Genomic DNA, 13,957 nt, shown 5'->3' with positions numbered 1-13,957 from the left:
AGGAGGGCGGCGGAGAGGGGTTGGGCGTCGTCGGTGGAGACGGTGGTGGGGCGGGTGAGTTCGGGCAGTCCGTCCAGGGCCGTCCGGCGCATCGACGCCCCCGGATTCCCGGGAATCCCGGCGACCTCCGGAGCGGGAACCGGATCGGTGCCCCGGGGACGGATGGAGCGGTTTCCGACGGTGGACATGAGGCTCCTTCGACGGTGGCGATGGGCCTGCGCCGCTGCCGTGCCAAGGTGGCGGAGGGGGTCCGTCTGTCGAGCTTTCTCTTAAGAGGGTGCCCGTTCCAAGGTGCTTTGACACGGTTTTTGGGTAGATGCGGTCGAATGGCGAGTGCGGTACGGGGGGGAGGGGCGGAGGGAGTCGGTCGAGCCGCATCATCTGACCGTTATGTGAGGTTTGAGAGGGAGGGGCGGGGGTGAGGCGCAGACAACGAGGGGATCCACACCAGAGAGGAACGCACAGTGACGCTCGACGGAAAGAACGTTCTCGTCCTCACGACGAACTACGGCACGGAGCAGGACGAGCTGGAGAAGCCGGTGGCCGCCCTCCGCGAGGCGGGAGCCCGCGTCACGGTCGCCGCGCAGAAGGACGAGGGCGTCCAGACCCTCGTCTCGGACAAGGACCCGGGCTCCGTGGTCCAGCCGGACACGACGCTCGCCGAGGCCTCCGCGGACGGATTCGACGCCGTGGTCGTCCCGGGCGGCACCGTGAACGCCGACCAGCTCCGTACGGACGACGACGCCCGTCGCCTCGTCTCCGCCTTCGCGGAAGCGGGCAGGCCGGTGGCCGCCATCTGTCACGGACCGTGGCTCCTCGTGGACAGCGAGCTGACCAAGGGGCGCCGGCTGACCTCGTACCCGTCCCTCCGCCCCGACCTCGAGAACGCGGGTGCCACCTGGGTGGACGAGGAGGTCGTCATCGACACCTCCGGAAGCCACCCCCTGATCACCTCCCGCAACCCGGGCGACCTCGACGCCTTCTCGGCGGCGATCGTCCGCAGCCTGGGCGGCGACGCGTCAGCCTAGGAGGTCCGCCGCGTGCGACCGCCGACGTACGTGCCCGGCCCGCACCGCGGGCGTACACGCACGAAGAGCCCGAAGGCCCCGAGGAGTTCCGAGAGAAGAGCCGCGCCCGGCCCCCGACGGACGATCGTCGGGGGCCGGGCGCGTTCGGTCGTTTGTTTCGGCGGGTTCGGCGGGTTGGGCGGGTTCGGCGGTCTCAGGCGATGGAGGGCGGCCTACGGGTGGTCGGCGCCGGCGCCGGCGCCCGGACCGGCGGAACCGGCAGGGCCGGCGGGGTCGACGGGGCGGGCGGGGTCGGCCGGGCCGTGGGTCGGCAGGACGTGGAGCAGTTCCAGCAGGTAGAGGAAGGCCGCGGCCATCGGGGAGCCCTTCGTCTCCTGGCGCACGCGCGCCCAGTCGATCCGCTCGCGCAGCCCCCGCGCCACCGGCAGCAGGGTGCCGAAGTCGCAGTGGTGGTCCGAGAACGCCAGCAGCCGGGAGACCATGAGGTCGGTCGGCGCGATCACCGGCATGTGGACCGAGTCCACCGGAAGCGTCTGCGCGCGGGACAGGAGCTCGGTCGTGACCGGCCGCCCCGCCAGGGAGAAGATCAGATCGATCTCCTCACCGCCGGAACGCGCCTTGACCAGCCAGTCCTCGGGCGGATCGACGATCCGGACGCCGTGTTCCCGCAGCGCGTTCGTGACCGTCTCGGCGTCCTCCCGCCGTACCGCGAAGTCCGTGTCGTGCTGGAGCCGGACCGGGATGCCGTGCGCGTAGGCGGCGACGCCGCCGATCAGGGCGAACGGGCATCCCGACGCCTTCAGCAGGGCCCCGATCTTCTTCGTCGTCTCCAGGATCGCCTGGGTGTGGTCGGGGGGCAGCGCGGTCGCGTCGCCCTCGCGGGCTCCCCGTGCTCCGGACTCCTCCCGCGGAGCCTTCCGGGGTTCGGGAGATCCGGTACCCGCGAGTCCGTGGTCGTGACCGGCGGACGCGGGGTACGCTTTTCCGTTCGCCGACCGGCGCGGGGCCGGGTCTTCCGTGAGGTTCATCGCCTGCTCCTGTCCTCGCCACTGGTCGCGATGGCCCCTCCCAAAGGGGTGGAACCGCGTCTACCCAGCGCGGGCCCCGTCATCCGCCCCCGATGATCGGCCGGGGCGGGTGGAATCGACTGTCCGGGAACTGTCTGTCCGGCCCCGTACCGGGTAGTCGCCGGGGGCGAGAGAACGGCAACGAGAACGACCGGCAGGAGGCCCGCGGTGCGGACCACGGAGCAGCGGACGACAGGCGAACGGCGCCGGCTCACGGACGAGGAGTTCCAGACCCTGATGCGGGAGGCGTCCGCCGAGGCGCGGCGCCTCTCGTTCGGCGCACCACCCGGGGCGGAGCCCGACTTCGCCCTGCGCACCCAGCACGCCGAGTTCGGCGCCGCCGCCCACTGACCGGCGGTACCGGGACGCCGGCCGCCGCGCGGCCGACCCGCCGTACGCCGGATGGGGCGGGCGCGGACGGGTAGTCGCGTACCGGCCCTGCGACATCCGGATTCCGGAGGGAGATGGACGCCATGACCCGACCGAGCAACCCCGACCCGGAGCCCCGGGACACACCCGGAGTCGACGTCGGAGGCGGCACCGGCACACCAGGCCCCGGCGTCGGTGGCGGCACCGGCGCACCCGGTGCACCCGGTGCCGGGGTCGCGCCCGGCGAGACGCCACCGGCCGAGTCCGGGACGGGAACGGGGACCGGGCCCTACCGGCCGCTCCGGCGGGGATGGGCCACCGGCCCGCTCCTCGCCCTGTGGATCCTCGTCGTCCTGTGCGCGCTGTTCTTCCTCGCGTACGCGATCATCCTGGCCACCGACTGAACGGGGACCCGCCGGTTCCCGTACCGCGCCGCCCCGGGTCGCCCCGGCCCCGTCCGGTGCGGACGACCGGCCTCCGACTTCCGGCGCCCGACCCGGCCCCCACACGGCCGGACCTCACACGACCGGCCCCACACGAAAGGAAACCGTCATGGACCGCAACGAGCCCGACACGGACGAGGCCCGCGGGGACGACGTCTACCAGCCCACCCACTCCGACGTGGACAACCGTCCCTCCGACGCGCTCGATCCGGACAACGCGATCCTGGCGGATCCGTTGGAGGACATGGCCAACCCCGGCTACTCGCCCCCCGAGCGCCCCCGGGGAGTGACCCGGCACGGCACCACCCAGCGGGAGCAGCGCGAGGGGGAGTCGCTGGACGACCGGCTCGCCCAGGAGGTCCCCGAGGACCTGCCGCCGGAGGGCGACAGCATCGGCGACCTCGCGGGCGGCGCGGGCGAGCCCGTCGACGAGCAGGCCGGCAGCACCCGGGCGGGCCGCCTCGCCGCAGTCGACACCCCCAGGGAGACGGGAAACCGCACGGTCGCCCGGGACGTCGGCCCGGACGACTGGGCCGCACCGGCCGAGGAGGCCGCGATGCACGTGGACACCGGGGCGGACGCCACGGTCGACGAGACCGAACCGTACGGGCGGCGCGAAGAGCCCGGTACGGAGCGCTGACCGCCTCCGACCCCGCACGTTCCGACCTAGTGGGGACACCATGAACCTCGACTTCCTCAAGCCGCTCCTGGAACGCCCCGGCCCCTGGGCCTCCGTCTACGTCGAGACCGACCGGTCCACCGAGGACGCGGCGCGGGTCCAGCGGCTGCGCAACCGCTCCGTGGCCGCACGGCTCGTCGACGAGGGCGCCGACCCGGCCACGATCCGCGCGGTCGCCGAACGGCTCGGCGCCGAACCCGTCTCCGGCTCGCCGCCCGGGCGCGCCCTCTTCGCGACGGCGGGCGAGGTCGTGCTCGACGTCCCCCTCACGGCGGCCCCGCCGTCCGCCGGGGCCGTCTGGACGCACCTCCCGCACATCGCGCCCCTGGTGCTCCTGCGGAGCGACGCCCCCGCCTGCCGGGTGGCCCTCATCGACCGGGAGGGCGCCGACCTCGAACTGCGGGACTCGCACGGCACGCGGAACCTGGGCGAGGCGCGCGGGAAGCGGTGGCAGGGTCGGGGGCACCGCTCCGTCCCCCAGGACCGGTACGAATGGCACTACGGCAACAAGGTCGAGGACGCCTGGGAGGAGACGGCCGACGCCATCGCCCGCGCACTCGTCCGGCATTGCCCGCAGGACGGCGGCACCCTCCTGGTCCTGGCCGGGGACGCGCGCGAGCGCAAGGCGGTACGGGAACGGCTGCCGCAGCGGCTCCGGAGCGTCGCCGTCGAGGTGGACCACGGCAGCCGCGCGCCCGGCGCCTCCACCGCGCTCCTCGACCGGCGGATCGAAGAGGCCCGCTCCCGCTACGCCCAGGAGCGGGTGCGGAGCGCGCTGGAAGACTTCCGCAGGGTGCGCGGCCGCCCCGGCGAACACCGCGAGACGACGGTCGACACCGGTCGCGGCCCGGCCGCCGAAGGGGTTCCGGCCGTGGCGGCCGCCGCCCGGGAGCACCAGGTCGCCACCCTCCTCCTCGGCCGGGGTGCCCCCGACGCGAGCCGCCCCGTGTGGGTCGGTCCCGGTCCCGACGAGATCGCCGCGGGCCGTGCCGAGGCCAGGGGGTGGGGGATCGGCCGCCCGGAGGAGGCGCGCGCCGACGACGCGCTGCTGCGCGCCTGCGTCGCCGCGGGCTCCGAGGTGCTCGTGGTGCCGGAGGAGATGGCGGGTCCGGCGGGCGGCCTAGGCGCCGTCCTGCGCTGGAGCGACTGACGGGCCGGCCTCGCCGTCGTATCGGCCGGATACGCCCCATGCGTCATATGTTCTGTATCCGCTGTATCCGCTGTATCCGCCGAGGAGAGTGACGCCGGAGAACCGTGTGCCGGGAAGGTCGTCCCGTGCCCCACCGACCTGCGGTGGGGCACGGGACGGCCTTCCCGCGCTCCGGACATGCCGCCGCCCGCCCACGCGGAAGTGGGCGGGCGGCGGGGCCCTGCGGCCCGGTCGGCCGCACTCCGCGTCCACTCGGACCGGCCGACACGTGCGCAGGTGCTAGGGGCGGCGCCAGTCGTCGGACGTCAGGTGCGAACCGGCCATCGGGCCCATGCGGAGCATCCCGCCGTCCACCGCCCAGGACGCCCCGGTCACGTACGAGGCGTCGGGACTCGCCAGGAAGGCGACGACGGCGGCGACCTCGCGGGCGTCCCCAGGCCGCCCGAGGGGGACGCCGGGCCGGGACACGGACCGGACGTCCTCGTCCTCCTGGCCGGTCATCGGGGTGGCGATCTCGCCCGGCGCGACGGAGTTGACGGTGATGCCGTACTCGCCCAGCTCCAGCGCCATGACCTGGGTGAGCAGCCCGAGGCCGCCCTTGGCGGCGCAGTACGGTCCGGCGCCCACCCGGGGCTGGTGCTCGTGCACCGAGGTGATCTGCACGATGCGGCCCCCGCGCCTCCGGTCGATCATCCGGCGGGCGGCGCGCTGGGCGCACAGGAACGGCCCCGTCAGGTCGACGTCGAGCACTTCCCTGACCTTTTCGAGGCTCAGGTCGAGGAAGGACTCGGCCGTGCCCGTACCGGCGTTGTTCACCAGGACATCGACCCCGCCGAGCTCCTCCGCGAGCCGGTCGACCACGTCGGCCGCCGCCGGCAGCTCCGTCAGGTCCAGACGGGCGACCACCGCCCGCTTGCCGTGGGCGCGGACCTCCTCGGCCGTGGCCTCCGCGCCCGCCTCGTCGGTGTGCCACGTGACGCCCACGTCGAGACCCGCCTCCGCGAGCCGCACCGCGACGGCGCGTCCGATCCCGGAGTCCGAACCGGTGACGATCGCCGTGCGCGGGTCGAAGCCCTGGATGTCGGCCATGGCTCCGCCTCCTCTCGTGCTCCTGTCGTACTTCCGCCGTGTCCCCGCGCACTCGTCCCGCACCTCCCGGTGCCTCCCGTACGTCTCCCGCGCGTGGTGCCTCCGCCGCTACCCCCGGCGCGGCCGGCCATGCCCCGCCGGATCGGGGAGACGCGTCAGGAGGAGGACACCGGTACGGAAAGCCAGCGGTCCACCCGACGTGAGGAGACGCCACGAGCGGTCCGCGGAGCCGTGAGCAGCGGAGGAGCGGAAAGGGCGCGGCCACCCCGCAGGACCTCGCCGAACTCAAGGCCCGTCAGGCCCCCGGTCCGACGAGAGGGGCCGCACGGCACCGACGAGGGGGGACAAGGGCGGCGGCGAGGGCGGTGGGACCCCTCCCGACCAGCGCCCCGAAGCGTCCTGACCCCCGCGGGACGGCCCGCCGCCGGCCGTGGGACGAAGGACCGCGCGCCGTCACCCACCGGCACCCCGGCGGTGCGCACCGCCGGGGTGCCGGCACGAGTGGACCCCGCCCGACCGGGCAGGGGCCGGGTGCCGCTGTCCGGGCCCTTCCCCTCCTGCCCGGGCAGCGGTCCGGGTCTCCGGGCGCCGCACCGCCGGCGCCCGCCCGTCACCCCTCCACGCCCGTGGCGTCGTGCGTGGCGCCGACGGGCTTCGACTCCGGTGAACCGCGCTGACGCAGGTACACGGAGAGGACCGCCATCGCGGCCACGGCCAGCAGCTCCGACTGCCAGTTCTGCAGGGACCGGCTCCAGAAGTCGGACGAGGCCACGTAGGAGTGCCAGGGGATCGGACTCTGGAGCTGGCGCAGCCGCAGCTCGTTGTAGGCGGCGACGCCCGAGACCGACTGCGCCAGCCAGGACAGCAGGAAGAAGACGGCCATGACCAGGCCGAGCGACCGCGAGTAGAGCGTCTGCCGCCAGTCCTTGGTGCTCGCCCACCGGGGCGAGTCCGCCCGCGCGTGGTCGCCCATGCGCTGATCGCGCTCGCTCTCCGTGCCCACCCTGTCCAGGGGCTTGGACTCGGGCGAGCCGCGCTGGAGCAGATAGACCGTGCCGAAGATGTACAGGAAGAACTGGAGAAACTCCGACTGCCAGTTCTCGGTGACGTCGACGGCGAAGTCCGAGGACATCAGGTAGTCGCCGAAGCCGACCTGCTGCAACCCCTCGACGGCCAGCTGTTCGTTGAACTCCGCGCGCCCGGCGACGGCCTGCGCGCCGAGCACGACCAGGAAGGCGATCCCGAAGCAGAGGGTGAGGCTGTTCGACCGCCAGAAGCCCCCGCGGTCCCGGCGGGCCGTCACCGGTGCATCATCCCGATCACGGTGAAGTACGCGAGGCCTCCCACGACGGTCAGCACGCACACGGTGAACACGGTCCTCACGGTCACGCCCCCTTCAGCGCGCAGCGGTACGGCTCGTCGCCGCCCCTTGGCACGCATCCGGCGGCGGTCACCCGCCACCCGTCGTCGAACTGCGACAGGAACAGCGTCTCGGTGCCCACCCGGAGCAGTGCCTGCCGGCCGTGGACGTCCACGCTCGACGCGCCCTCGCCCCGGGGCAGGTCCTGCGAGGGCAACGCCTTCTCGCACGGCTGCTCCTCGTCCTCCTCCAGCTGCTCGCGGCTCTCCGGCGCGAGCAGTTCGCACGCCGCGCCGTACGCGCCGGAGGCGAGCGCCTCCTCGAAGGCGCGACCCGCCCGGGACGCCCCGTCCTGACGCGCCTGCGGCGCACCGCACGCGCACAGCACCACCACGGCCGTCAGCGCTCCGAAGAGCACGGGGATCCTCACCCAGTTCCTCCGCCCGGTCCTACGGCCACGGCGCCGGATCTTGTACGCCGTCTCCTGGCTACGCCCTTCCGGGCCGGGACGGCAAGAACGGCGAGGCCGAATGCTCCTGCACCTCACCTGTTCGAGTGTGCCCCCGAGTCGCCGGACGAAGCCCGCGCGACATGGGGCTCCGCAACAGGAAGGACCCGCGTGACGTCCCGCCGGCCGAGGCGGGCGTGCCGGGCGCCTGTGTCCGGGGCCCGAACATCCGTTGTCAGTGGGCCTGGTTAGTCTCCCCTCATGTCGCAGTTCAGGGGCTTTCGACCCCTGGTTCGTGCTGCGCGATTTCTGACGGACAGGCGGAGGGGGCACGGCCGATGGCGTGGCTGACGGCGGACGAGGGGTACGAGATCACCCTCGATGAGGGGCGCGTGGTCGCACGGCGCGCCGGGGGACGGCAGTTGAAGACCATTCCGAAGGCACTGCGGGACCATCCCGAGGTCGACCGGCTCCGGCAGCTCGCCGAATGGCTGGACCGGCACGTGGCCGCGTGCGTGGCCCAGGTGGACGCCTGGATGGTGTCCTCGCTCCCCGTCCCCACCGGGCTCATCGCCCGCGTGTGGCCGGACGAGGCCTGGCAGTCCGCCCTCCGCGACATGGCCGTGGTGGGCGACGACCCGGACGAGGTCGGCTTCCTGCGGGACGTCACCCCCGACGGCGGGCTGAAGGTGGTCGACCTCGACGGCGAGACCGTACGGCTCTCCCCGCGCACCGTGACCCTCCCGCACCCCGTGCTCCTCCCCGACCTGGACGACGTGCGGGACTTCGCGGCCGAACTCGGCATCACCCAGCGGGTGGAGCAGATCCACCGGGCCACCTGGGCCCGTCCCGCCGCCCCCCACCCGGAGACGGCCACGGAGGTACGGGACTACGCGGGCGGCAAGTTCGCCTCCCGCTTCGGCCTCGCGGCCCGCGCCACCTCGCTCGGCCACCGCGTCTCCGGCGGCTACGCCACCTGCAAGGTCCGCGACGGCGGCCGCGCCACGGAGGCGTCCGTCTGGATCGGCGAGCCGTACTGGGACGGGGAGTCGGAGACCGGCGCGCTCGGCTGGCACGACGACGAGGGCCGCTCCGTGCGGCTGAACGAGGTGGGACCGGTGGCCTGGTCCGAGGGAATGCGCATGGCCGCGGCGCTCTACGCCGGCCGCACGATCGAAGAGGGTGGGGACGCGTGACCGGCACGACCGCTTCCGACAGGACCACGGGCGACATCCCCGGGGGAGCCCGCGACAACGCGGAGCTGCTCGCGGCCGGAGCCGTGCTCCCGGCCGACGCCGAGGGCGCGGGGGCCTCCGCGGTCGCACTGACCGCCCGGACCTACCGCCACCCCGTCCTCGGCGAGGACCGGGTCGTCGTCCGCCTCGCCGCGGCCGAACTCGGTCCCGCCGAGGACCTCGCCGCCGGTTTCCTCGGCCTCGAACCCCACGGGGAGCCGGCCGTCGTGGGCCTCGGCCGCCGCAGGGAACTGGGCTTCCCCGAATGGGTCCTGGTGCACCACCCCGAGGACGGCCACCACGCCCTCGCGGTCGTGCCCGAGCTCGACCGCCTCGCCCGGCAGGCGAAGACCAAGCCCAAGGCCGCCCTGGACGCCTGCCTCGAACTCGCGGGCCGGCTCGCCTCCGCCGTCCCGCACTTCCTGCCCGTCTTCTACGAGCAGGCCGCCCGGATCTTCCTCGGCGTCGAGAACACCACGTACGCGGGACAGCTGTTCGCCCGCGCCCGCACCAGCGAGGCCCAGCACGGCCTCGCCGTCGACGAGGACCGGCTCGACGCCGTCTTCCTCGAATTCGCCCTGGCCGGAGCGCTGCCGGTGAAGGTCCTCACCGGATACGGCAAGGAACTCGCCGCCCGGCTCGCCCCCGCCGAGGCGTACGAGCGCTTCCGGCGCCTGTGCGTGCGCCGGACCGCCGGCGGACTCGCCCCCTCCTCCCAGGCCACCACGGAACTGCGCCGCCTGGCCCGCGCCGCGGGACTGTCCGCCGCCGAGGCGGAACAGGACCACCTGGCCGAACTCCTCCCGCTGCCGGCCACCCAGCGGGCGGCCGACGGCTGGTGGAAGACGCACCGGGCCTCCCTCGTCGCCCTGGCCCGCCGCGTCCCCGCCGTACGGGGCGCGCTCCTGGAGATGATGCCGCCCTCCGACGACGGCGAACTCAGCGAACTGTGGCTGGGGATCCTCATGGAGTCCGGGGCGGACGCCGGACTGACCGGCGCCGACGTGCCGCCGGAGGAGCGCTGCGCCGACGGCGCGGCCGGATGGCTGGAGCGCTTCCACACCGTCCGGCACCGGGGCTGGGGCAGCCGCCGCGCCCTGCCGGCCCTCCTCGACCTGGTGGAGCGGGCCGCCGAGCGGCTGCGCGCCGACCTGGCGGCCCGCCCCGACGGCCGGGACTTCCTGCGGATCGGCGTCGAGGACCTCGACCTGCTCGACCTGCTGCTCGCCCTCGGCCTCCCGGTCGCCGACCCGGAGCCGAAGGACCGCGACAGGCGGGGCGCCGCCCTCAACCTGTCGGACTGGGCGCACGGCGAGAACCCCCGCGACCTGACCGCCCTCGCCGCCGACCCGCGTTTCCGCCCCGCCTTCCGGCGCGCCGCGGACGCCTACCACGACGCCTCCTCCGGAGCGGACGTGATGCGCCGCCTCGCCGCCGCGCCCGGCGGCCGCTCGATGCTCACCGAGTGGATGCGCGAGGTCGCCCGCGACTCGGTGGCGGCCGGACTGCCCGGAGTGCCCAAGGCGATCGCCCGCCTGTCGTGGCTGCCCGCCGAGGCCCTCGCGCTCGCCCCCGAGGAGGTCGCCGCCGCCGCGGCCGCCGACCTCGGCGAGACCCTGGCGCGCACCCTGCGCGGCGGCCTGTGGGAGGAGTTCCACTGGCCGGCGTGGGAGGAGGCCGTCGCGGACCTCACCCCCGGGCGTGCCAAGCTCGACGACCTCGTCGTCTTCGAGGCCTGGCCCCACCTGATCGTGGCCAACGGCCGCCGGGTGCGGGTCATCGACGCCGACTCCACCGTCCTCACCCACGACCTGCGCGTGCCCGCCGACCGGTCCTCCCAGCGGTGCGGCTTCCACTACGTCGACGGCGCCCTCCTCGTCTTCTGGACCGGCTACGGCAACAGCTCCGTGCAGGGCTACTGGCACACCGCGCCCGACCGCGTGTTCACCCTGGACGCCGAGGTCAGCTACTGGTCCCTCCGCTCCGACCACCCCAGCCTGCCGCTGCCCGGCGGCGGCCGCACCACCGGCGGCGGAGTCCTGCACGCCGGGGACACGAAGCTGCCCCGGGAACGAACGGTGATCTCCGACGGCACCTCGTACTGGGTGTGGGAGCGCGTCGACCGGCACGAGCACGACGGGCCGCACGACGACAGCGGCTGGGCCGAGTACGACCCCGCCGAAGGCACCCGGGGCCGGCGCTCCCTGCCCAGCTTCCTCGCCGACGCGACCCGCGCCCACGCCCCCGGCGCCCGACTGGCCGCGCACTCCTCGTGGCTGCGGCCCGCCCCCTCGGTGGACGGCTCGGCCCTCGGCACCCCCGCCGACGGCCTGCTCGGCTGGCGGGTCCTGCGGGTCCCCGGCAACGGCTGGTGCGCCGACGACACCGCCGGCCGCGGCGTCTCCCTGCCCGAGGGCTCCGACATGCCCGTCGCCGCCCTGGCGTTCCCGGGCGACGACCGGCCCAGGGCCCTGACCCGCCAGTGGCGGGAACTGCTGATCACCGACCCGGACGGCGTGATCACGACGACGTCCGACGGCGACCGGAACGACATCTACGGCACCGCCGCCACGCCCCTGCCGCCGCTGTCCCACTTCTACGCCCTCCGCCCGCGCGACCCGCGCGGCTCGGACGTGCTGCGGGCCGCCGACACGGAGACGGCCGGCACCCTGCTGAAGGCCGCCGCCCTGGCCGAGCGGGCCGCCGACGTCCCGGACCTCGTGACCGCCGCGCTGCCGGGGATCACCGCGCCCGAACTGATCGCGGGCGTCACGAAGGCACTGCGCTTCGCCGTCGCACAGCAGAAGGCCCTGGACGCCGTGGCCGCCCGGCTCGACCCGGCGACCGAACCCGAGGAGGCACGCGCCGAGGGCCCCCACGACAGCCTGCTCGCCGAGGCGCTCGACGGACTCACCGGCGCCGGCTACTACAGCCGGGGCGCCGCCTCGGACGTCGCCGACCGGTTCCTGGAGGGACTCGCGGCGGCCCGCGCCGACACCTCGGCCACGGCCCCCCTGGGGAAGCTGCACTACGACCTGCCCTCCCTGCCGTACTCCCCGTTCTCCCTCGTCCCCCTCCTGGACGAACCGGCGGCGATCGCCTACCGGGCCGTCGCACCCGGCAGCGGCGCCGAGCACCGGGCCGCGCTGCTCGGCGTGCTCGGCCGGGCCGACGCCCTGGGCCTCGGCTCGGCCGCGGCCCCGGACGCCCACTGGCGCCGGGTGCGGCTGCACCTCGCCACCCCGCACCTGTACACGCCCGACGGCCAGGAGCGCGGCACCTCGTACTGCACCGTCTTCCCGCTCGGCGGGGGAGCGGTCCTCGGGATCACCGAGAACGACAGGGCCGTCACCGACGGACGGGAGTTCGAGGCGCTCCTCCACGACCCCACCGGCCGGTTCGAGGCACCCGCCCCGTACACCCTGCGCGGCGCGGAGCCGGTGGGCGACCGCACGCTCGGCGCCGACTGGCTGACCGCCTTCCTGAAGGAGGCGGAGGGCCGCGCGCAGGCCCCCTTCCTGCCGGAGACGGCCGAGGAGTTCAGCCGGCTCACCGGCGTCCCCGGAGCGCTGGCCCGGCTCGTCCTGGTCGGGATGCCGAACGTGGACGACTGGGGGAACAACTTCCTGCCGACGGAGCTGCGCACGGCCCTCGGCCTGAAGGTGGCCGAGGCGGCCCAGGCCCGCGACGAACTCCGCGCGCTCCCCGCCCGGGTGCGGCGGGCCGTGGTCGCGGCGCTCCTGCCCGACGACCCGGCGCGGCTGTGGACCGAAGGCCCCGACGTGGCGTCGGCGGCGGAGGTCTGGAACGCGCACGTGGGACGGCGCACCCAGGTGCCCGACTGGCTGATCGGGGAGGCCACCCGCGCGGTCCGCACCGGCTGGTCCGTCCACCGGGCCCTCCCGGCGCTCCTGGGCCCCGAGGCGTCGCCCGAGCTGGGCACCGACGTGGCGTGGCACATCGCGGGGGACCGGCCGGCGCCTGTGAACCCGGCCGACCACCCGTTCACCGACGCGGTGCTGATGGGCGCGATGGGCCTGACGGCCTGGCTGGCCCACCGGCTGCCCGCCGGCGATCCCGTACGGGCGACGCTGCCCGGCGCCCTCACCGCCGTGCGGCAGCGCCTCGCCTCGCCCGAACTCCTGGTCTCCGCCGGGCACTACACCAGTCTCGCGGACTTCCGGAAGGTGGCGGGCACTCCGACCGAGACGGCACCGGACCACGAGCGGTACGGCGCGGTCCTCATGGCCACGCACGACGGCCAGCCCCAGCCGGCCCTGCGGACCGCCCTTCTCGACTCCACCGGCTCCGACCCGTACCTGGCGGTGCTGCGCGGCCCCGACCAGCATCCGATCGGGATCGAGCGGGCGCTGCGGCGAGCGCACGACCCGGCGTTCGCCCGGCTCCTCGCCGACCCGGGCGCGCCCGCCGCCGGGGAGGCCGGCCATGACGGCACCTGGTGGCCGCAGGACCCCTCGCGCTCCGTGCCCGACCTGGTCGCGGAGGTCGCCGGGACCCACGGCCTGGGGGCCGACGCGGCGACGCTGTATCTGACGCTCCTCGCCCTGCCCGACCCCACCGACCGCAACACCGCCCGGTGGACGGGGTGGAAGCCGGCCCGCCTCAAGGCGGCCCGCGCCGAACTGGCCGCCACCGACCTGGTGGTGACGGCCGTACGGGCCCGGGCGGGACGCTCGCTGTTCCTGCACGGTGCCTGGTCCGAGCAGAAGGGACTCGGACTGCCGGTCGAGCAGTGGAAGCTGCCGATGTACGGACCGTTCCTGGGCGCCCTGGTGCCGGTCGAACCGGCCGCCGAACTCTTCGCACGGGCGTGGCGGCGGACCCTCGACGGCGACGTCCCCCGCTTCGAGGAGCTGAAGGTCCGGCGCACCAGGCGCCGCCGCTGACCGACTCGCCGCCGACCGATCCGCCGCCGGTCGGCCCGCCGCCGGTCGGCCGCCGACCGACCCGTCACCGGCCGACCGGCTGCCGACCGGTCGCCACCGTCTGGTCGTCACCGTCCGTTCGGTGCCGCCCGGTCGTCACAACCGGCCGTCACCGTCCGACTGTCATCGTCCGGTCGGCACCG

Annotated in this window: 11 protein-coding genes and 1 pseudogene; 7 read left to right on the top strand and 5 right to left on the bottom strand. The window is 75.0% G+C overall.

Translation table 11 applies throughout. The features are described from left to right. Positions 1 to 188: pseudogene (locus ACIQD7_RS31900) on the bottom strand (hypothetical protein); the annotation flags it as partial. Between the two features lie 276 nt (positions 189 to 464). Here ACIQD7_RS31900 and ACIQD7_RS31895 point away from each other — a divergent pair. Beyond that, positions 465 to 1,028 (top strand): type 1 glutamine amidotransferase domain-containing protein, encoded by a 564-nt coding sequence (locus ACIQD7_RS31895; RefSeq protein WP_402446372.1) that lies wholly within the window; start codon positions 465 to 467, stop codon positions 1,026 to 1,028. 212 nt (positions 1,029 to 1,240) lie between these two features. On the opposite strand, the gene ACIQD7_RS31890 is transcribed toward ACIQD7_RS31895, so the two are convergent. Further along, on the bottom strand, positions 1,241 to 2,056 hold the full coding sequence (locus ACIQD7_RS31890; RefSeq protein WP_402446370.1) for a nucleotidyltransferase family protein: 816 nt from the start codon (positions 2,054 to 2,056) through the stop codon (positions 1,241 to 1,243). A gap of 207 nt (positions 2,057 to 2,263) precedes the next feature. Here ACIQD7_RS31890 and ACIQD7_RS31885 point away from each other — a divergent pair, with 207 nt between their 5' ends. From ACIQD7_RS31885 to ACIQD7_RS31870, 4 genes are all read left to right on the top strand, one after another. After that, positions 2,264 to 2,446, top strand: a complete 183-nt coding sequence (locus ACIQD7_RS31885; protein ID WP_402446368.1) for a hypothetical protein — start codon at positions 2,264 to 2,266, stop codon at positions 2,444 to 2,446. A 122-nt stretch (positions 2,447 to 2,568) separates the two neighbouring features. Continuing rightward, positions 2,569 to 2,868 (top strand): DUF6480 family protein, encoded by a 300-nt coding sequence (locus tag ACIQD7_RS31880; protein WP_402446365.1) that lies wholly within the window; start codon positions 2,569 to 2,571, stop codon positions 2,866 to 2,868. A 148-nt stretch (positions 2,869 to 3,016) separates the two neighbouring features. Next, the gene (locus tag ACIQD7_RS31875) at positions 3,017 to 3,547 is read left to right on the top strand and encodes a DUF5709 domain-containing protein (protein WP_402446362.1); all 531 of its coding nucleotides are present in this window, start codon (positions 3,017 to 3,019) and stop codon (positions 3,545 to 3,547) included. A 40-nt stretch (positions 3,548 to 3,587) separates the two neighbouring features. After that, positions 3,588 to 4,736 (top strand): hypothetical protein, encoded by a 1,149-nt coding sequence (locus ACIQD7_RS31870; RefSeq protein WP_402446361.1) that lies wholly within the window; start codon positions 3,588 to 3,590, stop codon positions 4,734 to 4,736. A gap of 279 nt (positions 4,737 to 5,015) precedes the next feature. On the opposite strand, the gene ACIQD7_RS31865 is transcribed toward ACIQD7_RS31870, so the two are convergent. The 3 genes from ACIQD7_RS31865 to ACIQD7_RS31855 form a co-directional block, all read right to left on the bottom strand. Beyond that, complete coding sequence (locus ACIQD7_RS31865) at positions 5,016 to 5,825, bottom strand: SDR family oxidoreductase (RefSeq protein WP_402446358.1); 810 nt, start codon at positions 5,823 to 5,825, stop codon at positions 5,016 to 5,018. 610 nt (positions 5,826 to 6,435) lie between these two features. Further along, positions 6,436 to 7,128, bottom strand: a complete 693-nt coding sequence (locus tag ACIQD7_RS31860) for a DUF6766 family protein (protein WP_402446355.1) — start codon at positions 7,126 to 7,128, stop codon at positions 6,436 to 6,438. Positions 7,129 to 7,210: 82 nt separating this feature from the next. Continuing rightward, complete coding sequence (locus ACIQD7_RS31855; protein WP_402446352.1) at positions 7,211 to 7,615, bottom strand: hypothetical protein; 405 nt, start codon at positions 7,613 to 7,615, stop codon at positions 7,211 to 7,213. A 356-nt stretch (positions 7,616 to 7,971) separates the two neighbouring features. Here ACIQD7_RS31855 and ACIQD7_RS31850 point away from each other — a divergent pair, with 356 nt between their 5' ends. After that, complete coding sequence (locus ACIQD7_RS31850; RefSeq protein ID WP_402446351.1) at positions 7,972 to 8,829, top strand: DUF4132 domain-containing protein; 858 nt, start codon at positions 7,972 to 7,974, stop codon at positions 8,827 to 8,829. Then, positions 8,826 to 13,775: a DNA-binding protein gene (locus tag ACIQD7_RS31845; RefSeq protein WP_402446348.1), complete on the top strand. Its 4,950-nt coding sequence runs from the start codon at positions 8,826 to 8,828 to the stop codon at positions 13,773 to 13,775. The genes ACIQD7_RS31850 and ACIQD7_RS31845 overlap by 4 nt, the downstream gene beginning before the upstream one ends. The last annotated feature ends 182 nt before the right edge of the window (positions 13,776 to 13,957 follow it).

It is taken from the genome of Streptomyces sp. NPDC093071 (genome assembly GCF_044754545.1).
GTDB lineage: Bacteria > Actinomycetota > Actinomycetes > Streptomycetales > Streptomycetaceae > Streptomyces.
The sequence above is the reverse complement of the archived record's forward strand: the minus strand, read 5'-3'. Positions and strand labels throughout refer to the sequence as shown.

What these genes read in the sequence shown, in the direction of transcription:
- ACIQD7_RS31850 (WP_402446351.1), top strand. Translation starts at nt 7,972, where the DNA reads ATGGCGTGGCTGACGGCGGACGAGGGGTACGAGATCACCCTCGATGAG.
- ACIQD7_RS31865 (WP_402446358.1), bottom strand. Translation starts at nt 5,825, where the DNA reads ATGGCCGACATCCAGGGCTTCGACCCGCGCACGGCGATCGTCACCGGT.
- ACIQD7_RS31870 (WP_402446361.1), top strand. Translation starts at nt 3,588, where the DNA reads ATGAACCTCGACTTCCTCAAGCCGCTCCTGGAACGCCCCGGCCCCTGG.
- ACIQD7_RS31880 (WP_402446365.1), top strand. Translation starts at nt 2,569, where the DNA reads ATGACCCGACCGAGCAACCCCGACCCGGAGCCCCGGGACACACCCGGA.
- ACIQD7_RS31890 (WP_402446370.1), bottom strand. Translation starts at nt 2,056, where the DNA reads ATGAACCTCACGGAAGACCCGGCCCCGCGCCGGTCGGCGAACGGAAAA.
- ACIQD7_RS31875 (WP_402446362.1), top strand. Translation starts at nt 3,017, where the DNA reads ATGGACCGCAACGAGCCCGACACGGACGAGGCCCGCGGGGACGACGTC.